The sequence below is a fragment of the Taibaiella helva genome, from assembly GCF_003545695.1.
Lineage (GTDB): Bacteria > Bacteroidota > Bacteroidia > Chitinophagales > Chitinophagaceae > Taibaiella > Taibaiella helva.
The window spans coordinates 35,134-48,475 of the sequence record NZ_QUZZ01000009.1; the positions used below are offsets into that span (position 1 = coordinate 35,134).

Annotated in this window: 19 protein-coding genes; 13 read left to right on the forward strand and 6 right to left on the reverse strand. The window is 51.5% G+C overall.

Annotated elements, in window-relative coordinates:
• The first annotated feature begins 16 nt into the window (after window positions 1-16).
• Both DZC79_RS21300 and DZC79_RS14725 read left to right on the forward strand, forming a co-directional pair.
• On the forward strand, window positions 17-289 hold the full coding sequence (locus DZC79_RS21300) for a hypothetical protein (protein ID WP_157977169.1): 273 nt from the start codon (window positions 17-19) through the stop codon (window positions 287-289).
• Window positions 289-1,065, forward strand: a complete 777-nt coding sequence (locus DZC79_RS14725) for an acyl-CoA desaturase (protein WP_118952368.1) — start codon at window positions 289-291, stop codon at window positions 1,063-1,065. Before DZC79_RS21300 ends, DZC79_RS14725 begins: the two co-directional genes overlap by 1 nt.
• A gap of 136 nt (window positions 1,066-1,201) precedes the next feature.
• On the opposite strand, the gene DZC79_RS14730 is transcribed toward DZC79_RS14725, so the two are convergent.
• Window positions 1,202-1,651 (reverse strand): cold-shock protein, encoded by a 450-nt coding sequence (locus DZC79_RS14730; RefSeq protein ID WP_118952369.1) that lies wholly within the window; start codon window positions 1,649-1,651, stop codon window positions 1,202-1,204.
• Window positions 1,652-1,935: 284 nt separating this feature from the next.
• Between DZC79_RS14730 and map the strand changes: the two genes are divergently transcribed.
• Together map and DZC79_RS21305 are read left to right on the forward strand one after the other, a co-directional pair.
• The gene (map, locus tag DZC79_RS14735; protein WP_118952370.1) at window positions 1,936-2,700 is read left to right on the forward strand and encodes a type I methionyl aminopeptidase; all 765 of its coding nucleotides are present in this window, start codon (window positions 1,936-1,938) and stop codon (window positions 2,698-2,700) included.
• 126 nt (window positions 2,701-2,826) lie between these two features.
• Window positions 2,827-3,033 carry a hypothetical protein gene (locus DZC79_RS21305; protein ID WP_157977170.1) on the forward strand — a complete coding sequence of 69 codons (207 nt, stop codon included), beginning with the start codon at window positions 2,827-2,829 and terminating at the stop codon, window positions 3,031-3,033.
• Window positions 3,034-3,125: 92 nt separating this feature from the next.
• On the opposite strand, the gene DZC79_RS14745 is transcribed toward DZC79_RS21305, so the two are convergent.
• From DZC79_RS14745 to DZC79_RS14765, 5 genes are all read right to left on the reverse strand, one after another.
• Complete coding sequence (locus tag DZC79_RS14745) at window positions 3,126-3,782, reverse strand: NAD-dependent epimerase/dehydratase family protein (protein WP_118952372.1); 657 nt, start codon at window positions 3,780-3,782, stop codon at window positions 3,126-3,128.
• A 170-nt stretch (window positions 3,783-3,952) separates the two neighbouring features.
• On the reverse strand, window positions 3,953-4,195 hold the full coding sequence (locus DZC79_RS14750) for a hypothetical protein (RefSeq protein ID WP_118952373.1): 243 nt from the start codon (window positions 4,193-4,195) through the stop codon (window positions 3,953-3,955).
• A 188-nt stretch (window positions 4,196-4,383) separates the two neighbouring features.
• Window positions 4,384-4,716, reverse strand: coding sequence for a YegP family protein (locus DZC79_RS14755; RefSeq protein WP_118952374.1), 333 nt, complete (start codon window positions 4,714-4,716; stop codon window positions 4,384-4,386).
• A gap of 207 nt (window positions 4,717-4,923) precedes the next feature.
• Complete coding sequence (locus DZC79_RS14760) at window positions 4,924-5,127, reverse strand: hypothetical protein (protein ID WP_118952375.1); 204 nt, start codon at window positions 5,125-5,127, stop codon at window positions 4,924-4,926.
• 45 nt (window positions 5,128-5,172) lie between these two features.
• Window positions 5,173-6,141: a caspase family protein gene (locus DZC79_RS14765; RefSeq protein WP_118952376.1), complete on the reverse strand. Its 969-nt coding sequence runs from the start codon at window positions 6,139-6,141 to the stop codon at window positions 5,173-5,175.
• A 185-nt stretch (window positions 6,142-6,326) separates the two neighbouring features.
• On the opposite strand from DZC79_RS14765, the gene DZC79_RS14770 reads away from it, so the two are divergent.
• The 9 genes from DZC79_RS14770 (at window position 6,327) to DZC79_RS14810 (ending at window position 13,335) form a co-directional block, all read left to right on the forward strand.
• Window positions 6,327-6,845, forward strand: a complete 519-nt coding sequence (locus DZC79_RS14770) for a hypothetical protein (protein ID WP_118952377.1) — start codon at window positions 6,327-6,329, stop codon at window positions 6,843-6,845.
• 43 nt (window positions 6,846-6,888) lie between these two features.
• Window positions 6,889-7,536, forward strand: coding sequence for a hypothetical protein (locus DZC79_RS14775; RefSeq protein WP_118952378.1), 648 nt, complete (start codon window positions 6,889-6,891; stop codon window positions 7,534-7,536).
• Complete coding sequence (locus tag DZC79_RS14780; RefSeq protein ID WP_118952379.1) at window positions 7,533-8,291, forward strand: sensor histidine kinase; 759 nt, start codon at window positions 7,533-7,535, stop codon at window positions 8,289-8,291. Before DZC79_RS14775 ends, DZC79_RS14780 begins: the two co-directional genes overlap by 4 nt.
• Window positions 8,288-8,905: a response regulator gene (locus DZC79_RS14785; protein WP_118952380.1), complete on the forward strand. Its 618-nt coding sequence runs from the start codon at window positions 8,288-8,290 to the stop codon at window positions 8,903-8,905. Before DZC79_RS14780 ends, DZC79_RS14785 begins: the two co-directional genes overlap by 4 nt.
• 104 nt (window positions 8,906-9,009) lie before the next feature.
• Window positions 9,010-9,255, forward strand: coding sequence for a hypothetical protein (locus DZC79_RS14790; RefSeq protein WP_157977171.1), 246 nt, complete (start codon window positions 9,010-9,012; stop codon window positions 9,253-9,255).
• Window positions 9,256-9,289: 34 nt separating this feature from the next.
• Complete coding sequence (locus DZC79_RS14795) at window positions 9,290-10,099, forward strand: TIR domain-containing protein (protein ID WP_118952382.1); 810 nt, start codon at window positions 9,290-9,292, stop codon at window positions 10,097-10,099.
• 40 nt (window positions 10,100-10,139) lie between these two features.
• Window positions 10,140-11,423, forward strand: a complete 1,284-nt coding sequence (locus tag DZC79_RS14800; protein ID WP_118952383.1) for a hypothetical protein — start codon at window positions 10,140-10,142, stop codon at window positions 11,421-11,423.
• Between the two features lie 12 nt (window positions 11,424-11,435).
• Complete coding sequence (locus tag DZC79_RS14805; RefSeq protein ID WP_118952384.1) at window positions 11,436-11,867, forward strand: hypothetical protein; 432 nt, start codon at window positions 11,436-11,438, stop codon at window positions 11,865-11,867.
• A 10-nt stretch (window positions 11,868-11,877) separates the two neighbouring features.
• On the forward strand, window positions 11,878-13,335 hold the full coding sequence (locus DZC79_RS14810) for a hypothetical protein (protein ID WP_118952385.1): 1,458 nt from the start codon (window positions 11,878-11,880) through the stop codon (window positions 13,333-13,335).
• The last annotated feature ends 7 nt before the right edge of the window (window positions 13,336-13,342 follow it).

Sequence of the window (13,342 nt, forward strand, 5' to 3'; positions counted from 1 at the left end):
CCGAAAACAGAACAGGATGGATAAGATGCATAAGCCGGTGGCAGGTGCAGCAGTAGCAGGCTTGCCCCTGCTGCGCAGCGCTGATGTCCGTAAAGGCGCTTTTAACACCAGATACCAGAATCCGGATAAGAAACGCCTCTGCCATGTGAAAAAATTGTGTCGGGCACAACATCTGTGCGCGCTTTCCGTTATCTTGCAATACCGGACATTCTCTTTCTCTTTTCAGCAATGTAGGCTGCAATGTGCAATTGATCCTGTTCTATTTTCTCATCTTCAATTGCCCTTGTAATGGCCGTAGTTGCGTTCTTTATTGCCCATTGGTACCTGTGCTTGTTTAGCCAGACCTTCTTCCTGCACCGGTATGCCGCGCACGGAAGCTTCAAAATGTCCCGATTCTGGGAGCGTTTCTTCTTCATTTTCTGCTATATCGCTCAGGGGGCATCCTATATAAGTCCCAGGGCTTATGCGATCGTTCACAGGATGCATCACGCTTTTACAGATACGGAGGAAGATCCCCATTCTCCTGTGCACTCGGCTAATGTATTTGCTATGATGTGGCGCACGCGGGCCTTTATCCTGGGCGTACTACGCAATACAATGCCCGTAGAGCAGCGATTTTCTAAAAACGTGCCCGATTGGAAAACCTTCGATCTTATAGCCAGCCATCCCGTTTCGAGACTGGGATGGATTGCCGCCTATATCGCGTTTTATATTGCTTTTGCCCCTTCTGCATGGTTTTACCTGCTGCTGCCGGTACATGCTGCCATGGGCGCGGTACAGGGCGCTATCGTGAACTGGAATGCACACAGGCGGGGATACAGGAACTTCGAGGTCAATAACCATTCGGAGAACCTGATGCGGATCGACGTTTTCTTTTTAGGGGAATCGTATCACAACAACCACCATAAATTTCCCTCCAGGGTAAACATGGCTATGCGGAAGTTTGAATTTGATCCGACCTACCAGCTGATCCGCTTCTTTAACCGGGTCGGTATTCTGCGGCTGACGGCCAAGGATACCGCCAAAGCAGGGATGGAGTCAAAGCACTTGCTGCCGGCGGAATGAGACGTAAGAAAACTTTCCGTGGAATCATTGTAATTGAAAAGCATGCCCACCGGCATGCTTTTATCTTTGCTGCGTCCTGCACCGTAACTTCCTGTCGTGTAAAAAGGCTTCGGCAGTTGTCTTTTGAAAATGGCGTCTAGCCTTGTTTCCGCACCAGGATCGCTTTCATGCCTTTCTGTCCTCTCGCTATTTCGAAGGTGACTTTGTCGTGTTCCCTGACCGGTGTGGAAAGGTCGCTGTTATGTACAAAATAGCTGTCACCGCTGTCGGCGGCTTTAATAAAGCCGAATCCCTTTGCCGCATCGAAAAAGGTAACGACACCTTGCTTTTCGGGCGACTCCTTTTCGCTGTTTCCCGACGCCTCGAGCGAGATGTCTTCCAGTTTGATTTCTTTCCTGCGGCGGGGATCCGGCGGATGAGCAGACAGGTTTCCGTTCTCATCCACATAGGCCATCATATCTTCAAGGTCTTTGCCTTTGCTGGTATTGGATTGGCGCAGCTCTTTCTTTTCGGCTTTCGCCTTTCTTTTTTCATTTTTCTTTTTGGCAATTTCTTTCTTGCCACTGGTTTCGTGTGATCTTCCCATTAAGTAGATTAAGATGATAAATTGGCTGTTCTGATTAAATAAGCGAGACAGAAATAGAGGATACCGGCAAAGAAAGCCCGGGCGTCTAAAGGATGAATCAGCAATATAGAGGAGAGGACAGCTTTAAAGCAAAGTTCGGATTATTCGGCGATAAATCCTACTTGCTGCCGGGTTGCTGCCTTTATTGGCCCATAAAGGAATCATGAGCCGGGCAGAAGTGCATAAATGCCCCCACAATCTTTTCCTAACTTTGCCAGGCGACTGAAGAACGAAACAGAAAGATTATGTCCATAACCAAAGAATCGGAATTGCTGGGCATGCAGAGAGCAGCTGAAGCGGTTGCCTGCACCCTGAAGGAAATGACCCGCTATGCCCGGCCTGGCATGAGCACGAAGGACCTTGACGCATTTGGCGCGAAGCTCCTGTCGGATTTCGGCGCAAGATCGGCGCCCTATCTGACCTATAAATTCCCCGGCTGGACCTGCATCAGCGTCGGCCATGAATTTTGTCACGGTATTCCCAGGCAAGGGCGTATCCTGGAAGAAGGCGACCTGGTCAATATCGACGTTTCTGCCGAGCTGGATGGGTTCTGGGCCGATAACGGCGCTTCCTTTGTGCTGGGCGCAGATGTGCACCAACACCAGAAACTGGTCGATGCCTCAAAAAACATCCTGCAGAAGGCGATCAGCAACATAAAGGGCGGTGTAAAGATTGCAGACATCGGCCACCTGATGGAAACCGAAGCCCGGAAGCAAGGCTATAAGGTGATCAAAAACCTTGGCGGACACGGCATCGGGCGCAGCCTTCACGAAGCCCCCGACGAATTGCTGAACTACAGGAACCGCTACGACCAGAGGCGATTCAGAAAGAATTCGGTAGTTGCTATAGAGACATTCATCTCAACATCATCAACTTATGCCGTAGAGCTGAACGATGGCTGGACCATGGTGGGCAATAAAGGCGGCTACATGGCGCAGCACGAGCATACCATCGTGGTTACCGACGGCGAGCCGGTCATACTTACGGAAAGGAACGGGATATGGAATTAAGCGGCTATCCGCACGAGGGAAAGGTTGCTGCTTTCCGCCTGGTGCGTTTAACCGGAAAGTAACGTCCGGATAGGGAGGTTTTTTATGCTGACAGCGTAAATTTGAAAGACAAAAACCAAACTATTTATGAAAAAAGCCAAATTGAACCTGCCGGCGTTAAAGCTGCGGAAGTACATTATTGTCGACCTTAAGGGCGACCAGGTCAAAGGCGGAGGCCCTATCTCCGTGGGTTGTCCTCCTACCGATCCGGGGCCTATTACCGGTACTGTAGGTACGGTAAGGTGCACCATCTTTAATAGCTGTGATTCCTGCACCTTCAATTGCTGCGCTTAAGCCTGTTGAGAAAAGCATTTTATTCAGGGATAAAGCCACCCCGGTAGCTTTATCCCTGAATTTTGCCCGCTTGAAGATTTTAGATAGCCACATCATCCCTTTGCCTGTGCTTTAATGTCCTTTACTTCCAGGACCGGCTGGCTGTATCCTTTCGCAACGCAATTGATCATGGCCAGGCCTACTTCCTGCATCGTCGAGATCCAATTAGGTGCAACCAGGTACCACAAAGGCGATAAGGCGTTAAATACGCTATAAATGAACTGTACATTCTTTTGTCCCTTTACCGGCTGCATAAAGCCGGGGCGAAAATTGTATATTGCTTTAAAGGGAAGCTTCAGCAAAGCGTTCTCGGTGCGTCCTTTTACCCTGGCCCACATGACCTTTCCCTGTTCGGTGCTGTCGGTACGGCTTCCGGAGACATAGATGAAGGTCATGGCAGGATTGATCTGCGACAGGATCTCCGCAAAGGGAACAACAAAATCAAATGTCTTCCGGGTAAACGATTCCTCGTTTTCCCCTACTGAGCTTACACCTGCGCAAAAGAAGCAGGCATCGTAGTGCTTCAGCTGTTCCTTATTCCCGCCGATAGCTGAAAAATCTTTTACGATCAGCGTTTTCAGCTTCTCATGTTTCAGGGCCAGTGGCCTCCTGTTGATCATAAGCACTTCTGTAACAGAAGGATGTTCCAGGCAAACCAGCAGAACGCCTTCGCCTACCATACCTGTAGCGCCGGTGATGATTATTTTCATGCTTCTTTATTTTACGATACCGGGTTGATCAAATCATTTGCCGTAGCTAAAAGCGCTTCTTCTGCATGCCGGGCTTCCATTCTGACACCGTTATGGACCTTCGCTGCTCTGCCTTTCCACCACAGTGTCTCCGGGAAAATATTGTTCTTGTCTCGGCCAAATAACCTCAGCTATTGTGGGCGAAGACCCTCCAGCAGCAGCGCAATCTGCTTTACCAATTCTGTGTCTACTGGTTTTGTATCCGGCCGTTCCTGCAGGGCCCTTAAATTCCGCTCATCATCCGGTTCGAAAACGAGTTCCTGGCCATCTACGTTCACAAAGAACTTATAATCGTAGGCTGCTGTGACCAGGCGGCCGTTAAAAAATCTTTCCGCTCCCTTAAAAGAAACGGGTAATTCAAAATAATGTTCCATGGTTCAATATATGCTCCCGCGAATTTATTCAATCCATCCCGCTTGGAGCGCGCAAGTTTTCCACGGGGCATTTTCATTGAGGTTCTTATCACCTTCGCCGGCCTGTGCACGCCATGTTTATCAAGGCCAAATAAAAAACCGATCAGAAAAGATCGGTTTTTTAAGCAATGGCGGCACAAACAGCCGGGTCAGGTCAGGTCGTGGATCCCGGCCTCGGGCGCCTGTTCCTGTACCAGCCTGATGCCCTTGTCGCGATCGGTGCTGGCACGATAGGTTTCGCTGGTGCCAATCACGCTGCCGTTGGCTGCCTTAAGGTTGAAGTAATACTGGCCATTGGCCGCATACAGCCGCTCGTAGCGGGCATCGTAGGGCGCATTGGTCTTTACCGCGGTGATGCCGTTCTCGCAGCCGCTCTTTGACCGGTATTCCTCGCCGCGGAGAATAATCCTGCCGTTCCCCGAAGCGCGTAAGTGGTAAATGTAGGCGCCGTCGGAGGATCGTTTGATTTCAAATGTAGCCATCGTATCTTTTTTTATCGTTATGAAAACAGGAGCTTCCGGCTGGGCATGTTCGCGTTTCCGGTATAGGGATTTATCGTTCCGGCTGCAGGCATCGGGATACCAGCCCTGCCTTCAGTGCAGCTTTCGAAAGCGCGGGCGACCGCCGGCTTTATATTGTATGTTTTTGGTACAGCAACATTTTCAGGATAAAGAAATAATAAGAAGGGGTTAACGGTGCTGCCAGCAGTAGCCCGTGCTGCCGGCTACTTTCCGCTTACAGGTGCCGCCATTTTTCGTCGGGTAGCCGCAATAATGGGAACCGGAAGAGCTGCTGTAGCTGGTTGAAGTGTCGGTTGTTTGTGGTATTACTTCTGTTTTAGTGCAGCTGATCATCATTATCGCTGCCAGCATCAACGTGGCGATGTTTTTCATGAGATTTGTTTTTTGTGAAAGGATAAAATGGTTGGTCCGGATGGCTTATATTTTCTTTTCGTTGACCAGTCGCCAGTAATGTGCGCCCAGCGCGGTCAGCCGGCAGGTCTTGCTGTTCATGGCTGCATCGTACATATGCTTCTCGCCTACCGGCTCTACCAGCCCTGCCGCCTGCATTTTCTGCAGCGTGCTGAAAACGGCGGTATGCGTATCATTGGAAAAGGGCGCTACATACCGGTGCCCTACCCGCGGATCATTGGTCGATTCATAAGAAGGGTCCAGCTGGTGCTCCGTATCCGAAGCGGGAAAAAGGCTGGTGATATCTTTCATGATGCCGGCCGGGATACGCGGCTGCACGCGGCGTATGGGCGTAAAGCGGCTGACATTCGTCTTGAACACAGGCCTTTGTTCCCAGGGGCCCAGCGCCTGGTCTATATAAGTATAGATGCCGGCGGGTGTAATGGTGCCGCTGATATCGGCCGCGCCGCCTTCAAGCGCCTGCAGCAGCAGGTTGGTAAAGATACCTCTGCCCCTGGTTTCCATGGCCACCTCTTCTTTCCGGCTCGCCGTCAATATGGTGATGCCTTCGTTGATATGCCCCGGGCTGCCGGGCGCCAGCACCGGCGCGGCGATGGCGCCGCTGTGGCAGCAATCCAGGATGATGATCTTATTGGTCGCCGGCGAACTGTTGGCCAGGGTAATGATATCGTTCATGGCGATACCTTCATCATAACGCCGGTGATCGGGTGTGACCAGGTAGCCGCCCAGCTCATTCATATAACCATGACCGGAGAAATAAAGCAGGGCGGTTTCGCTTTGCCCGCTGAACAGCTGCACGATCAGCTCCATCAATGCATTCTTACGCTGCAGGTCCGTTTGCAGCATCACATCGAAGTTGAGGCTGTAATCTTCGTTGCGCTCGATCAGGCTGCTGAACGCCTGCGCATCGTTAACACAGCCGCGGAGCGGGGCATCAGGATATTTATTGATCCCTACAACAAGTGCTTTTTTCATTGTTCTTAATAGTTGATTGATCGCGCAAAGGTTCTTCCCATCGGGCTTGCAGCCTATACCTATGCCTAGGTAATTTCCGGGTAAGCCGCAGCGAAATACCTAGCGCTAGGGATACTCCCGGCTGAGGCCGCGCTATACTTTTGCCCTATCAAATTCATTCTTAACCCCTTTTAAAATCGACTCTTATGAGACAAGAAAACAACCCCAATGAGCAAGCTGCAGCCCAGGCAGATCTTCCCGGCACCGAAAGCGCCTTCAACTACCTGAAGTCTTTGCCCCGCAACCATAATCGTTCCGCACTGGACAGCTACAAAAGAGGAAGGGAATCGGCCATTATTGATGATGAGGTTGCAGCAGAGTTTACCACGAACTTCCGTTCGGCAACAGAGACCTTTACGATCCCCGTATCCTGGAATCTGACCAAGTCGGCGCTGGTGAATTTATTGGGCATCACCAGCTATGATGGCTTCGGCGAAGTAAACGGTATACGCTTCTATGCGGGCATCAACACGGACAACCAGCTGACGTTGATTGCTGTTTCTACCCAGGCAGGCGATGGCTGTAGCGATGACCTTACGCTCGCAGAGAAATATCCCTACTACGATTATGCCAATCCTTGCCCGCACGACTGCAGCAATCGTGGCAATCTTAAAGTAAATGGCGGCCTGGCAGCTCCTATGACCGTCGCAGCCGTTAAATTGTAAGAGAATAAATATTTTTTTATTTTTCGGCTTAAAACCAACCACTATGACATTTACACTCTCTCTGCTATCGCAGGCCAGCGTGATCCTGCCTATTGTTACAGGATGGATAGCTTTCCGAAATCTGCCATCTCTGTTCCGACTTTTGTTCTACTTCTTTATCCTGGCCTTGATCACTGAGATACAGGCGAGAGTCTTGAATATAGTCGCCCACAATAACATGCCGGGCTTGCATATTTACACCTGGATTGAGTTTATCTCGTTTTCAGTGGCTTATTATCTCTATTTCCAAGGTAAGCGTGTAAGGGCTTTAATTGTGATCAACATCCTGCTGGCCACGGTTATCGGCGTCCTGAATGCGATTTATTGGGGCGGAATAACCGCTCCCAATATAGTTAGCCGCAGCTATTGTGCGATGTTCATTACCCTTTACACGCTTTACTTTTTTTATCTTTTGTTCAAGGGTAATGGCAACCGTTATGAATGGGAATACCCGATGTCTTGGATTGCTACGGGTGCCTTGATCTACTTTGCTAATAACCTTGGATATTTTCTTTTTAGCGAACTCTGGTATACCAAGGTTCCGAAAATCGCAAACGTTTCCTATGTGCTGCATAACTTGCTTAACATTATCGGTAACTGTTTGTTTGCTCAGTCTTTTAGATCTTTTCAAAAGCAGAAGGCGCTATCATGATCTATTTCCTTGCTGCTTTCATATTGGTGTTTTCATTGGTTACAGCAATTGTTACCTACGCTTACCTGCACCAAAAAAAAGTCGTTCAGCTGCGTACCCAGCTGCACGAGGAAGAATTGCATCGCCAGCAGGCGGTCTTTGATGCCTTGCAGGAAGGCCAGGAGCAGGAACGCACCCGTCTGGCGCAAGAGCTTCACGACGGCGTGGGCGCACGGCTGTCGGGCCTGAAGATGTACCTTGAGCACCTGAAGGCGCATACCCGGGAAAACCAGGCGCTGGTCGCAGAGATCTATACGGGCCTGGCCGAAACCCTGGAAGAAGTACGGGCCATATCGCACAACCTGCAACCCATGGTCTTCGGTAAAGGCCTGGAGCAATTGCTGCAGGAGTATGTGGGACAGCTGAATGCCAGCGATGCCTGCCAATACGACCTTCAGATCTATAATCCTCTTGGCGACCTGGACCGGACGGTGCTGCAGCACAGCTACCGCATCGTAAGCGAGCTGCTGAACAATATCCATAAGCATGCACAGGCCAGCCTGGCCTCCGTGCAGATCAGCAAGGAAGGTCCGCTTATGGAGATTGTTGTGGAAGACAACGGCATAGGCCTGGATAAGGCCAGCACCAATTCGGGGGGCATAGGTCTGAACAATATCCGCAGCCGGGTCGATGTATGCAAAGGCATGCTGAATATCGACTCTTCGGAGGCCGGGACCACCGTTATTATTGAATTACCCGTAAACACCGCATCATGAACACCCCTGTAACCCTATACCTCGTCGAGGACCACCAGATCGTTATTGATGGCCTGAAGCTGCTCTTCGGCAATGAAACCGCCTGGCAGATCATCGGTACCGCCAGCAACGTAGAGACCGCCAGGCGCGAGATCCCGCTGAAAAAGCCACAGCTGGCCCTCATCGATATCCGTATGCCACATGAGCAGGAAGGCCTGGACCTGATCCTGGGCCTCCGGAAAACCACACCGGATACGCATTACATTGTATTGTCGATGCATGCCGAGCAGCATTATATGCGGGATGCCCTGAACGGCGGCGCTTCGGCTTACCTGCTGAAAAGCGATGATAAGGAGAAGCTGCGCCATTGCCTGGAAACCGTATTGAAAGGCGAACGCTATTTTCCCCACCTGCTGCCCCAAAGGGAAAACCGCAAATCGGTATTCACGCCGAGAGAAGCGCAGATCCTCAAACTGATCGTGGAAAAGGAATATTCCACCCGGGAGATCGCCGACCTGCTGTCGCTTGCCGAGCATACCGTCAATACCCACCGGAAAAGCATCTGCCGGAAAACCAATGCCAGCACACCGTTGGGCTTTCATAAATTCCTTAAGGAAAATCATATCGAGCTCTAGTTCCTGAAAAGGATCGTCTGTTGTAACCGCTGCCGGACAAGGTTTTTGTCCCGGAAAGGATGCTTATTGCCCTGTATTTTCTAAATCATTTAAAAAACCAAGCTATGTTTTACGGATTCCTGATCCTCTTTGCTCTTGTTGCAGGCTTTATCTATGCCATCAGCAACATCGGGAAAAAAACAAAAAGAATAGCCGCGCTGAAGCTGCATTATGAGCAGCTGCTGAAGAGCGGCGATAAGCCCGCGGCCCTTGTCGCTGGCAGGGCTTATTATAGCGCCTTGCGGGACGGCAAGATGCTGACCATGTACGACGAGCAGGCGATCACCAACGATCTGAGCACTATGAGCTGAGCTTTTACCAATGATCACCGGATAAATCCTGCCTATGCATACAGACAATAACAGCCACGCCAAAGCGGGGAACAGCTTTGAATACGACGTTACCTTTTCTTTCGCGGAGGAAGATCGCCGCTTTGTAGATAATGTTGCGGCCATCCTCAGGCGTAAAAAGAAAGAAGTATTCTACGACAAATATCAGCTTATCGATACCTGGGGTAAAAATCTATATACCCATCTTGACGATATCTACCGGAACAAAGCTCGTTTTTGCGTTATGTTCATTTCCGAACATTACAAACGCAAGCTCTGGACCCGGCATGAAAGCATCAGCGCGCAGGCGAGGGCCTTTAAAGAAAATGAAGAATATATTCTTCCCTTCCGTTTCGACAATACCGAGATACCCGGGCTGCTGGACACGGTCGCCTACCTTACGGTTAATGAATATAACGAAAGGCGGCTGGCGCAGGCGATCATGGAGAAGCTGGAAATGAGCAGCCCGGCGCCGCTGCCGCTTCTGAGCAGACCCGCTATCGGCCTGTCGCCGCGACAGCAATTCTTCCGACGGCTGAGGTCAAAAGCAAAGCTGCTGCTGCTCGGGATCATCCTCCTCGGCCTGGGGATCTTCCTGCTGGCCGACCGGCTTACCCCCGTTGATACACTGGCCAGGCGAATACATGAACGCAGCCGGAGAACCATCAGGGCGATATGTGAAGACGATACATTTAGCTTCAGGTCCGGCTCCGGCGCCTGCTCCCACCATGGCGGCATTGCCCGTAAGGTCGACAGCGCCATCTATACCAAGACCATGGAAGCGTGCCTGGAAGAAGCGAAGCAAATTTCCTGGTTCGCGCCATAAGCCTAACCCATTTATTGATCAAACATAAAATTCCATTATCATGAGCTCCAAGAACATCATGCAGGCCTTGCTATGCTTTATCCTTGCCCTGGCGGCAACAGGCTGCGGCAGCGATAGTGATGAACCTTATCATCCGCAAGGCCTGAAAAGCACGCCCCCTGCCCGCTTAGCCAAAGCCAGCATCCGTTATGCAGTCTATATCGAAAATTCTGCAAGCCTGAATGGCTACCTGAAGCCCGGTGGTGACAGCAGCTTTAAAGCAAACGTGTATCACCTCATCGCGCAACTTAATGGCTCGGCAGATAAGAAGAGTATCAGCTTTTTCGACGCCAACAGTAAGATTATTCCGGTGGCGCAAGATGCCGATGCGGCACAAACGGATACCTATACCGGGCATCTTGATGAAAAGACATTCAGCAAGCGCAGCAGCGATAACGGCGGCAGCCAAAGCAAAAGTGATCTGCAGCAAATCCTCGGCACGGTGATGGACTCCACACAAGCGAACTCTGTCAATATCCTGGTCACCGACGGTATCTTCTCGCCGGGTGCCAAGGCAGATGCTGTTACCTATTTCAGCCAGCAGCAATACAGCATACAGAACCGTTTTGCAGAAAGGCTCAAGGCACATCCTTTCGCTACCCTGGTGCTGCAATTTGCCTCGGCTTTCGAGGGCTATTATTACGACCAGGAAAACAAAGGGAAGAGCGGATACTACAGCAACCGGCCCTATTACGCGATCTGTATGGGCAATGAACAGGCGCTGCAACGGCTGCTCGGCCGGGTGCAGGACCCCGCTGCCTTCCCGGGCTTTCGCGATTTCCTGTTCCTGACGGCAAAAGAGCGCTACCCAGTAAAAGCGAGGATCATAGATGCCAACGATTATTATGATTATAATGCCGACGTGCCGATGACGGTGAGTAACATGCGTGTCAACGAAAAAGACAAGCAATACCGGGTCAAGCTCAACCTAAGGCCGGACCCGCTACCGGTCAGCGAGGCTTACCTGTTGGATGCCGGTAACTACAGCATTTCAGGAGATTTCCGCGTCGAATCGGTAAAAGCGCAGTCCGGTCATCCCGGCCATTACGAGCTGGTGCTTGCTGCGCCGAAAGCTGCTCCCGGAAACCTAAGCCTGGCGCTGAAGAACCGGCTCCCGGCCTGGATCGCTGCCAGTCATACCGATACAGACAAAGGCCTCGATGCAGCGGCTTTGTCCGGAAAGACCCTGGGTATACGGAACATCCTCAATGGTATCTATGGGGCTTATTACGGACAACACACGAACCCCGAATACTTTTCCCTCACTATTTCCATTAAAGAATAAAACACAAAACCTATGAGTCTCTTCGACAAATTATTTCACCTGGCTTATTCCCCTGACCTGCACCAGCATTTGAAGGGACGAGCGACAGACTGCGAGGGCTACCACGGTGGTTCAATTTACCAGCTGACCAGCTTCGCGATCCTTGGTGTCAGCCTGCTGTTCATGCTGAATTTTTATTACGGCCTGTTCAACAATCCCCGCTTTACCCATCGGCGTATCTGGGCGCTCAATATCCTGGCGGCCTGCGGTCTTATCGGGCTCCTGGCTTATTTCAGCGCAGCTTCGGGCATGGCCGCCGGTAAGCATTGCGAAGAGCTGCACTTCGCCTTATTCGACTGCCTGCTGTTTGCCTTTACTGAAATGATCTACACTGCTGTCGTCTGTCTGATCGTCTCACTGCTGTTCAAATGGAAAAGCATTTCCAATAAAAAAATCCCCTTTTAAATCTTAAGCTATGGCTCTCTATGTTTTTGGGATCGGCGGCACCGGCGCCCGTGTGATCAAAGCCCTGACCCTGCTGATGGCTTCGGGCGTGCAGCCGGAAAACACCAACACGGTGATCCCCGTGCTTATCGATCCCGATAATGCCAACGGCGACCTGAACCGTACGCTCGAGCTGCTGCGGCTGTACCGCAACGTGCGCGCGCATACCGAGCAGGATGCCAACCATTTCTTCGGCTGCGCGCTGCGCTCCCTGTCGGATGCCGGGGAATCGGCAACGGCCAATGAATATCACTTTTCGCTGGGCAACGGCCGCAACCAGCCTTTCCGCGACCTGATCGGCCTCAATACGATGTCGCTGGCATCACAGGCCATGGCCCGGATGCTGTTTTCGGAGAGCAACCTGGAGGCCGATATGGAAGTGGGCTTTAAAGGCAATCCCAATATTGGCAGCGTAGCCCTGAACCAGTTCCGGGATTCGGACACCTACAAGGCCTTTGCCAATGCCTTTAATGACGGCGATCGCATCGTGATCATCGGCTCGATATTCGGCGGTACCGGCGCGGCCGGGTTGCCGTTGCTGGTGAAGAACCTGCGCAATGCCGATGCCTCGGTACCCAATCATATGCTGCTGAGAAACGCGCCTATAGCGGCGATCAGCGTGCTGCCCTATTTCAACGTACAGGGCGAGACCTCGATCGACAGCAATACCTTTATCTCGAAGACGAAGGCAGCGCTGGCCTATTATGCCGCCAACCTTTGCCGCAACAGCTCGCTGAATGCTCTGTACTACCTGGGCGATAAGGTTTCCAATACCCATAAGGGCGCCGATGGCGCCGCCGCCCAGCGCAACAAGGCGCATTTCATCGAGCTGGCAGCAGCGCTCGCGGTCATCGACTTTATGCAGCACGATGAGCATGAGCTGAGGGTGAGCGATGCCCGGGTGCAGACCCCGCGCTATTTTGAATATGGCCTGAAGGAAGATGCCGGCGAGATACAGTTCCGGCACCTGGGACCTCAGACCTTGTCCACTGCAGGCAAAAGCCTGGCGCAATATTTCCTGTTCCAGAAATTCCTGCGCGACTTTTATAAGGAGATGCCTGAAAAGGCCGCCTGGATGAACAACGGATCGCACAAGCTGACGATGGATGTTTTTAACCGGGGCATGCTGCGCGATCTCGACCGTTTCAACCACATCTTTAACGAATGGCTGGAAGAAATGGAACAGAGTACCACAGCCTTTAAGCCTTTCCGCAGGGATGTGCAGGGCAAGGATATCCTGAACGCCATCGTGGGCTCGGGAGAAAAGACTTCCTGGAACCCCATGGAGGCACGGGGCCTCGACCGGTACAGCAAAATACTGAGCCGCATAGAGGCGGCGCTGCCGCCCCTGGGCAACAGCGAGCGTAAGCTCTTCGCCCTGTTCTCGCAGGGGACAAAAGAAATTGTAAACGAACGCATCAACCTCTAAACTACCT

Coding starts and splice junctions, on each gene's coding strand:
- DZC79_RS21300 (WP_157977169.1), top strand. CDS start 17: ATGGATAAGATGCATAAGCCGGTGGCAGGTGCAGCAGTAGCAGGCTTG.
- DZC79_RS14725 (WP_118952368.1), top strand. CDS start 289: ATGGCCGTAGTTGCGTTCTTTATTGCCCATTGGTACCTGTGCTTGTTT.
- DZC79_RS14730 (WP_118952369.1), bottom strand. CDS start 1,651: ATGGGAAGATCACACGAAACCAGTGGCAAGAAAGAAATTGCCAAAAAG.
- map (WP_118952370.1), top strand. CDS start 1,936: ATGTCCATAACCAAAGAATCGGAATTGCTGGGCATGCAGAGAGCAGCT.
- DZC79_RS21305 (WP_157977170.1), top strand. CDS start 2,827: ATGAAAAAAGCCAAATTGAACCTGCCGGCGTTAAAGCTGCGGAAGTAC.
- DZC79_RS14745 (WP_118952372.1), bottom strand. CDS start 3,782: ATGAAAATAATCATCACCGGCGCTACAGGTATGGTAGGCGAAGGCGTT.
- DZC79_RS14750 (WP_118952373.1), bottom strand. CDS start 4,195: ATGGAACATTATTTTGAATTACCCGTTTCTTTTAAGGGAGCGGAAAGA.
- DZC79_RS14755 (WP_118952374.1), bottom strand. CDS start 4,716: ATGGCTACATTTGAAATCAAACGATCCTCCGACGGCGCCTACATTTAC.
- DZC79_RS14760 (WP_118952375.1), bottom strand. CDS start 5,127: ATGAAAAACATCGCCACGTTGATGCTGGCAGCGATAATGATGATCAGC.
- DZC79_RS14765 (WP_118952376.1), bottom strand. CDS start 6,141: ATGAAAAAAGCACTTGTTGTAGGGATCAATAAATATCCTGATGCCCCG.
- DZC79_RS14770 (WP_118952377.1), top strand. CDS start 6,327: ATGAGACAAGAAAACAACCCCAATGAGCAAGCTGCAGCCCAGGCAGAT.
- DZC79_RS14775 (WP_118952378.1), top strand. CDS start 6,889: ATGACATTTACACTCTCTCTGCTATCGCAGGCCAGCGTGATCCTGCCT.
- DZC79_RS14780 (WP_118952379.1), top strand. CDS start 7,533: ATGATCTATTTCCTTGCTGCTTTCATATTGGTGTTTTCATTGGTTACA.
- DZC79_RS14785 (WP_118952380.1), top strand. CDS start 8,288: ATGAACACCCCTGTAACCCTATACCTCGTCGAGGACCACCAGATCGTT.
- DZC79_RS14790 (WP_157977171.1), top strand. CDS start 9,010: ATGTTTTACGGATTCCTGATCCTCTTTGCTCTTGTTGCAGGCTTTATC.
- DZC79_RS14795 (WP_118952382.1), top strand. CDS start 9,290: ATGCATACAGACAATAACAGCCACGCCAAAGCGGGGAACAGCTTTGAA.
- DZC79_RS14800 (WP_118952383.1), top strand. CDS start 10,140: ATGAGCTCCAAGAACATCATGCAGGCCTTGCTATGCTTTATCCTTGCC.
- DZC79_RS14805 (WP_118952384.1), top strand. CDS start 11,436: ATGAGTCTCTTCGACAAATTATTTCACCTGGCTTATTCCCCTGACCTG.
- DZC79_RS14810 (WP_118952385.1), top strand. CDS start 11,878: ATGGCTCTCTATGTTTTTGGGATCGGCGGCACCGGCGCCCGTGTGATC.